7 protein-coding genes are annotated in these 7,925 nt (G+C 70.5%); 2 read left to right on the top strand and 5 right to left on the bottom strand.

Annotated features, from left to right (window positions below; all coding sequences use genetic code 11):
- Window positions 1-804, top strand: an 804-nt coding sequence (locus ACZ6QO_RS32315; protein WP_465856310.1) for an endo-1,4-beta-xylanase, incomplete at its 5' end; no start/stop codon positions are given.
- Window positions 805-1,026: 222 nt separating this feature from the next.
- Entirely contained in the window at window positions 1,027-1,803 is a 777-nt protein-coding gene (locus ACZ6QO_RS32310) for an alpha/beta fold hydrolase (RefSeq protein WP_465856308.1), read from the top strand.
- A gap of 43 nt (window positions 1,804-1,846) precedes the next feature.
- Here ACZ6QO_RS32310 and ACZ6QO_RS32305 read toward each other — a convergent pair whose 3' ends face one another.
- The 5 genes from ACZ6QO_RS32305 to pdxH form a co-directional block, all read right to left on the bottom strand.
- A complete protein-coding gene (locus tag ACZ6QO_RS32305; protein ID WP_465856319.1) occupies window positions 1,847-2,014 on the bottom strand; it encodes a hypothetical protein in 168 nt (55 codons plus the stop codon).
- Window positions 2,015-2,426: 412 nt separating this feature from the next.
- Window positions 2,427-4,655: an ATP-binding SpoIIE family protein phosphatase gene (locus tag ACZ6QO_RS32300; RefSeq protein ID WP_465856306.1), complete on the bottom strand. Its 2,229-nt coding sequence runs from the start codon at window positions 4,653-4,655 to the stop codon at window positions 2,427-2,429.
- 168 nt (window positions 4,656-4,823) lie between these two features.
- On the bottom strand, window positions 4,824-5,528 hold the full coding sequence (locus ACZ6QO_RS32295; RefSeq protein WP_465856304.1) for a metal-dependent transcriptional regulator: 705 nt from the start codon (window positions 5,526-5,528) through the stop codon (window positions 4,824-4,826).
- A gap of 264 nt (window positions 5,529-5,792) precedes the next feature.
- Window positions 5,793-7,055: an MFS transporter gene (locus ACZ6QO_RS32290; RefSeq protein ID WP_465856303.1), complete on the bottom strand. Its 1,263-nt coding sequence runs from the start codon at window positions 7,053-7,055 to the stop codon at window positions 5,793-5,795.
- Window positions 7,056-7,191: 136 nt separating this feature from the next.
- A complete protein-coding gene (gene pdxH, locus ACZ6QO_RS32285; RefSeq protein ID WP_465856301.1) occupies window positions 7,192-7,878 on the bottom strand; it encodes a pyridoxamine 5'-phosphate oxidase in 687 nt (228 codons plus the stop codon).
- Window positions 7,879-7,925: the final 47 nt, after the last annotated feature.

Below are 7,925 nucleotides of genomic sequence, written 5' to 3'. Positions count from 1 at the left end.
CGCGACTTCAAGCAGCGCGGCGTCCCGATCGACTGCGTCGGCCTGCAGAGCCACTTCAACGGCAACAGCCCCTACAACTCCAACTACCGCACCACGATCTCCAGCTTCGCCGCCCTGGGCGTTGAAGTGGCCATCACCGAGCTGGACATCGAAGGTGGGTCGGCCAACACGTACCAGGCGGTGACCAACGACTGCCTGGCGGTGGCCCGCTGCGTCGGCATCACCGTGTGGGGCGTGCGCGACACCGACTCCTGGCTCGGCTCCGGCGCCAGCGCGCTGCTGTTCGACGGCAACGGCAACAAGAAGTCCGCCTACAACTCCGTCCTCAACGCGCTGAACAACGCCACTCCCAACCCCACCCCCACGCCGACTCCCACCGGCCCCAACCCCACGCCGACCCCCACTCCCACCGACCCCGGTAACGGCGGTAACGGGCAGATCAAGGGCGTGGCCTCGGGCCGCTGTGTGGACGTGCCCAATGCCTCCACCAACGACGGCACCGCCGTCCAGCTGTACGACTGCAACGGGCAGAGCAACCAGAGCTGGTCCTCCACCTCGTCCGGTGAGCTCAGGGTCTACGGCAACAAGTGCCTGGACGCCGCCGGCAGCGGCAACGGCGCCAAGATCCAGATCTACTCCTGCTGGGGCGGCGCCAACCAGCAGTGGCGCCTGAACTCCGACGGCTCCATCACCGGCGTGCAGTCCGGGCTGTGCCTGGACGCCGTGGGCCAGGGCACCGGCAACGGCACCCAGCTCCAGCTCTACTCCTGCCACGGCGGCAACAACCAGAAGTGGACCCGCTGACCCTCGTCCCGCCGGACGAACACCCTCGTGACGAAACCGCGCGGTGACGAACACCCCGGTGACGAAGACCGCCAGGTGACGAGCACCCTCGGGTGACACGCCACCCGGCGGGAACGGCCCTCCGGTGCGGCGCGACCCGCCACACCGGAACCCGGACAATCCACGCGCTCGCCTGACACCTGCCCGGTGACAGGCGAGCGCGTGAGTGCTTGACTCGGGGACGTGGACCTGATCTTCGAGCGGCGCGGCAGCGGCCCGCCGCTGGTGCTGCTGCACGGCATAGGACACCACTGGCAGGCCTGGGAACCGGTCATCGACCTGCTCGCCCCGTCGCGGGACGTGATCGCGGTCGACTTCCCGGGGTTCGGGGCCTCGCCCCCGCTGCCGGCACGCATCCCGTACAACCCCGAAACGCTGGCCGACGCGGTGGAGGCCTTCTGCGCCCGCATCGGCGTCACGAGGCCGCACGTGGCCGGCAACTCCCTCGGCGGTTACGTGGCGCTCACCCTGGCCGCGCGCGGCGTCGTACGGTCGGCGACGGCGCTGTCCCCGGCGGGGTTCTGGGCCGGCTCGGAGGCTCTGCGTGCCCGGGCCCTGCTGCTCGGCCTGCGCGGGCTCTGCCGTTCGCTTCCCCCTGACCGCCTGTCCGCCCTGGCCACGTCGCGTGCGGGACGGGCGATGTCGGTCGGCGTCATCGTCGCCCGGCCTTCCCGCATGGCTCCGGAGGCCGTGATAGCGGGCGGCCAGGCGTTACGCGACGCGGCCGGCTTCGACGAGACGCTGCGTTCGTTCCGCGCGGTGGTCCCGCCGGGCCGGCCGAAGGCACCGATCACGATCGCGTGGGGCGAGCACGACCGGCTGCTGCCGCCGCGCCAGGCCGTACGAGCCGCCAAGTGGTCGGAACAGCGGGTGAAGCTGCTACGCGGCTGCGGTCATGTACCGATGAGCGACAACCCGGAACTGGTCGCCCAGGTCCTCCTGGACGGCAGCTCCCACTGAGCACCGGCTCCGGGCGGCTACTACGGGACGGCTCCCGCTGTGATCAGCCCTGGGTCTGGGTGTAGAGGGCGAGGACCACGATGACGAAGGTGATCATCACCCCGGCGTACGCCACCGGGCCCAGCCTGAACATCTTCCGCATGCGGTTCAGCCCCCAGGCGAACAGGAACGCCAGGAAGATCAGCAGGATCAGCCCACCGTTCTCCATCACCACCGCCACCCGAGATCGTCCGACATGACCCGCCCACAAGGGCTCGCCCCGCCTGCCCCCCACCCGCACAGCGCCGACCACACAAACGGGTGGCAGTGCCCCACGGAGAAGGCCCGGACTCACTCTAGTCGCGATCACGCCGCCGTCAGCGGCACTCTTCCCTCACGGCATCAAGGCATGACCTGATCTTCGCCTGCGCGCCCCTGCCGCCCGCCACGCCGTCACTCCGCGCTTCGGCAGGACGTTTCACGATCACGAGGTCCATTGATCGCCGTACAACGGCGCCGGATTCGCCGACCACCCTCCCACCGCTTCGGCGCCGGAAAGACCCCCCGACCCGGCTGAGCGGACCGGAAGCACCGCCGGCAAGCCGGGCAGTACCCAGCAGACAGGAAGGAGTCGCTGTTGCGGGTCAGCGGCCCTTGGTGGGGATTTCGAACCAGACGGCCTTGCCCTCCTTGGTGGGGCGGGAGCCCCAGCGGCGGGCGAGCTGGTCGACGAGGTAGAGGCCGCGGCCGCCCTCGTCGTTCTCGCCGGCGCTGCGGATGCGAGGCAGGCGCAGATCTTGGTCGAAGACCTCGACCCAGATGGACTCCTCGCCCCGGCGCAGCCGGAGGGTGAACTCCTTCTCGTTGACGATCTCGTTGTCGAGGCCGGGGACGTCCCAGGACTCGTCGAACGGCAGCGGCGGGCCGTCGAGGACCAGCTCTCTGCGCGGGACGCTGGCGCTCGCGGCGTGCAGCACCACGTTGGTGACGACCTCGGAGACGAGCAGGCAGGCCAGTTCGACGCGTTCCTCGGGGACGCCCCAGTTGGCGAACGCCTCCGACGCCATGCGCCGGGCCTCGCCCACCATGATCGGCTGGGCGGGGAAGGTGCGTTCTTCGAACTTGAGCTCCTTGCCCGCGGAGCGGATCACCAGGATGGCCATGTCGTCGTCGATCTCGCCGGGGACCGCGACCGTGGCGGCGTCGGCGATGCGCTCGACCGACTCGGCCGAGGCCTTGGCGACCTCCTCGCACAGGATGCGCAGCATCTCGTCGTCGCTCAGCGGCGCCTCACCGGACTCGCGCACCGGGCGGCGGTCGACCAGGCCGTCGGTGTAGAGCAGGAGGGCGGCGCCGGGCGGCAGCACCCGGGTCTCCTCCTTGTACACCAGGTCGGCGTGCATGCCCTTGGCGTTGACGCCGAGCGGCTGGCCGACCTCCAGGATGTCGAGCTCGGTGACCACGCCGTCGACGATCAGCAGCGGCGGGGAGTGCCCGGCGTTGGCGAACGAGAGCTGGCGCGACCAGGCGTCGTACACCAGGTACTGGCAGGTGACGATCGGCGGGGTGCTGACGTCGGTGCCGTAGTCGTCGCGTTCGGGCGCGGCGATGATGCGCGTCCACTCGTTGAGCCGGGCCAGGATGTCGGCCGGGGACTTGTCGTCCTGGGCGAACGCCCGCAGCGCGGCGCGAAGCTGCCCCATGACCGCCGCCGCCTTGGCCCCGCGGCCCTCGACGTCGCCGATCACGATGCCGACGCGGCCCGCGGACAGCGGGATCACGTCGTACCAGTCGCCGCCCACCTGGGTCTGGATGCCCTGGCCGTGCGAGGCGAGCGGGGCGGCGGGAGTGTAGCGAACCGCGATCTCAAGGCCGTCGAGCTGCGGAAGCTCGCGCGGCAGCAGGTATTTCTGGAACGACTCGGCGGTGTGCCGCTCTTCTTCGAACAGCAGCGCGTTGTCGACGGCTATGGCGACCCGGGTGGCGATGGCGCCGACGAAGTCGCGGTCGAAGGCGTCGTAGTGCGGTGAGCGCCGGTCGGTGAGGTTGGACATGCCGAGGTACATCAGGCCGAGCGTCTCGCCGCGCGCGCACAGCGGCGCCACGATGGCCGAGGTCATGCCGATCTCGCCGCAGAGCCTGCTGGACTCTTCGCTGGGCGAGGGGTAGCTCATCGTCGCGAAGTCCTCGACGATGATCGTCTCTTGCCGGCGCAGCGCGATCTCGGCGTAGTGGCCGGCGGGGTAGCGGATCTCGGACCCGACGGGGCGCCAGGTGCCCGGCGGAGGCGTCCAGCCCTTGACGTGGGTCGAGACCTTGCGGACCAGCCGGTCGCCCTCGGACAGCTCGATGAAGCAGTGATCGGCGAACTGCGGCACCAGCATCTCGGCGACGCGGTTGAGCGTCTCTTCGACGTACAGGGAGCCGGCGAGGCGCTCGCCGATGCGTTCGAGGAGCCCGAAGCGGTCTTTCTCGCGCTCGTTGCTGCGCATCGCCTCGCGGGCGGTGATGACGATGCCGGTGACCGAGCCGGAGGGGTGCCGCAGGGGGACGGCCTGCGCGCGGACGTAGATGATGGTGCCGTCGCCGCGCACCACGTCGAAGGTGCCCTCCCAGACGCCGCCCTTGAGGACGTGCTTGGCCAGTTCGACGGCCAGGGGGTGGTCCTTCTCCATGATGCCCAGGGACAGGACGGTCTGGTCGCCGCCCGCGGGCCGTTCGGGGCTGCCGAACAGCCGCTCGGCGAACGGGTTCCAGTAGAGCACGTTGCTGAAACGGTCGGTGACGACCACCGCCATCTCGGCGTGGTCGAGGACCGAATCAGGCGTCAGATGATCGGCCGCGTCCTGCGAAAGGTCCCCCCATCGCTTCATACGGCGGCCGCCCCTCGGAGAGGGGCATGGGCAAAGGCGACCACGTGCGCTCCTGCGGCAGCCTCGGCGGTCGGACCACGACCGCCGGCGGGCTTGGGGAAGGCGGGGCTGAGGGACAAGGGAAAGGGAGACCCCCCGTTGGGATGCAACCGAACACGCTCTGATCGGTCAGCGTCGGGAGACGAAGACGTGCGCGGCGACATCACGCGGGAACTCCGCGGGCGTGTTGAGCGCTTCATCGTCACCTGTCACCCGTACACCGTCGTCGCTCGCCGCGAGCGTCACCTCGCGTCCGGGTTGTATCCCAACTTGCTTGAGTTTAAGCATCACAGCAGGATCACTTTGCACTTGTTCGCTAATTCGCCGCACGACTACGGGTATGCCTCTGGGTCCGGCGAGATCCACCATGGCCGAGATCACATCATCAGCGGACGAGTCGGACTCTTTGACGCCCAGTTCGTCCAGACCGGGGATGGGATTGCCGTGCGGGCAGACCACCGGGTTGTCGAGCAGGGTGACCAGGCGGGACTCCACCGACTCGGACATGACGTGCTCCCAGCGGCAGGCCTCGACGTGCACCTCTTCCCAGGGAAGGCCGATGACCTGGGTGAGCAGGCACTCGGCCAGGCGGTGCTTGCGCATCACCCGGGTGGCCAGGGTGCGCCCGAGGTCGGTCATGGTCAGGTGGCGGTCGCCCTCGACGCGGACCAGGCCGTCGCGTTCCATGCGGGCCACCGTCTGGCTGACCGTGGGACCGCTCTGCTGCAGCCGCTCGGCGATGCGGGCGCGCAGAGGAGTGATCCCCTCTTCCTCCAGTTCGAAGATCGTGCGGAGGTACATCTCAGTGGTGTCGATCAGGCCGTGTGCGGTCAAGGTGCCTCCCCTCCAAGTAACGATGCTACGTCCGGCTCCCGGAGGCCACAGCCGCGTGTGAACAGGCTGAGGGAACTCTGCCCCGGGGCACGGACGGATGCCCGGACAGAGCTTACGCAGACCTACCGACACAACGACGCGAGACGGGGAACGACGACCGCGGCAGCGGAAGCATGTGACTCCTTCTCTAGGATGGCATCCTTCGCCACCGGCGTCGCCTGAACCCACAGAACCTGATCTCGCGGGACAGGGTCCCCGGGGGTCTCAGCGCCGCGCCAGGCCGTCGCGCACCGCGTCGTAATGGCGGAAGGCGGGCACGGCAAGCCCCGCGATCAGCACGATGGCGGCGCAGAGCAACCCGCCGCCCGCCCACGCGGGCACCAGCCCGAAGGCCCCCGCCGTCGCGCCGGCCCGCAGGTCGCCGAGCCGGGGGCCGCCGGCGACGACGACCATGAACACACCCTGCATGCGGCCGCGCATCTCGTCGGGGGCGTAGGTCTGCAGGATCGTCTGCCGCCAGACCGACGAGACCAGGTCGATGGCGCCGCCGACGGCGAGCAGCGCGACGATCAGCCACAGAGGCTGCGCGAAGGCCGCCGCGGCGACGGTCAGCCCCCACAGTGCGATCGCGGACGTCAGCGCGAGACCCTGGCGCCGTACCCGGCCGACCCAGCCGGAGAACAGCCCGGCGGCGACGGCGCCGATGGCCAGGCTGGCCGACAGCCAGCCGAAGGCGACCGGCGACCCGGCGAAGCGCTCGGCCGTCAGCTCGGGGTACAGCGCGCGGGGCAGCGCGAAAGCCATGGCGATGATGTCGACGACGAACGACATCATCACGATCGGCTGGGTGGCGATGTACCGGAGCCCGTCCACGACCGACCGCAGGCCCGGCCGGGACACCTCGCCGACGGGCGCCAGGCGCGGCAGCCGGACGGCGGCGTAGAAGCTCGCGCCGAACAGGACGGCGTCGATGAGGTAGGCCGCGGTGTAACCGGACCTGGCCAGGATGACGCCGGCCAGCAGCGGCCCGAGCACCGTCCCGACGCTGCTGACCAGGAAGTTCAGCGTGTTGGCCGCGGCGACGTCTTCCTTGGGCAGCAGCCTCGGGATGATCGCGCCGCGCGTGGGCGAGGTGACCGCGAACCCGGTCGACTGGACGGCGACCACGGCGAGGATCAGGTAGACGTTGCCCAGCCCCGTCCAGGCGTGCACCAGCAGGGCCATCGTCGCCAGCCACGCGACCACCGAGCCCATGAGCAGCAGCCTGCGCCGGTCGACCGCGTCGGCGACGGCGCCGCCCCACAGGCCGAAGACGACGAGCGGGATGAGGTTGGCCGGCCCGAGCAGGCCGACCCACAGGGACGAGCGGGTGATCTCGTAGACCTGGGCGCTCACCGCCACGGAGGTGAGCTGGAAGCCGATGAACGAGACGCCCTGCCCGACCAGCAGCCGGCGGTAGGCGAGGACGCGCAGCGGCCGGGTGTCGACGGCGACACGTCTCAGCGCCGACCGAAGAATGACCGCCACCCCACCTCGCCGACCCGGACATTTGAGAAATCTCCGGACACTTTACCCAGCGTGCGAGGCCACACGAGCCCCGGGGGACCCCGGACGGGCCGGCGCCCGGCGACTCCGGACGGGCCGGCGCCCGGGTCGCGCCGCCTCAGGGGGCCAGGCGCTCGACCACCCAGGCGTCCCCCGCACGGCGGTAGCGCAGCCGGTCGTGCATGCGGTCGATCTGCCCCTGCCAGAACTCGACCTCCGCGGGGACCACCCGGAACCCGCCCCAGAAGTCGGGCATGGGCGGCTCCTCGGGCCAGCGCTCGGCGAGCTCGCGGTAACGGTCGTCCAGCTCCTCCCGCGAACGGACGACCGCGGACTGCCGGGAGGCCCAGGCCCCGATTCGCGAACCGTACGGGCGAGAATGGAAGTAGGCGGCGGAATCCTCTCGCGACAGGCGCACCACGGCGCCCTCCACGCGCACCTGACGGCGCATGGGGTGCCAGGGGAACACCAGGGACGCGCGGGGGTTCTCCGCCAGGTCGCGGCCCTTGCGCGACTCATAGTTGGTGTAGAAGACGAAGCCTTCCTGGCCGTACCCCTTGAGAAGCACGGTCCGCGCGGTCGGGCGGCCTCCGGCGGAGGAGGTGGCGAGAACCATGGCGTTCGGCTCGGGAAAGCCCGCGTCCACGGCGTCGGCGAACCACGACGCGAACTGTGTCACCGGGTCGGCGGCGAGGGCGTCCTCCGTCAGGGGCAGGCCCTCGTATGTGCGGCGAAGCGCCGCGAACGGCGGCGGCGGGCTCGATGCGGCATCCACAGACCGGTATTCTTCCGCGTCCGGCCCCATCCCCGAAGCGGCACCCCCCACCAGGGCGGATCGCGTTTCGGCGGGCC

The organism is Sphaerisporangium sp. NPDC049457, assembly GCF_055586705.1.
The sequence above is the reverse complement of the archived record's forward strand: the minus strand, read 5'-3'. Positions and strand labels throughout refer to the sequence as shown.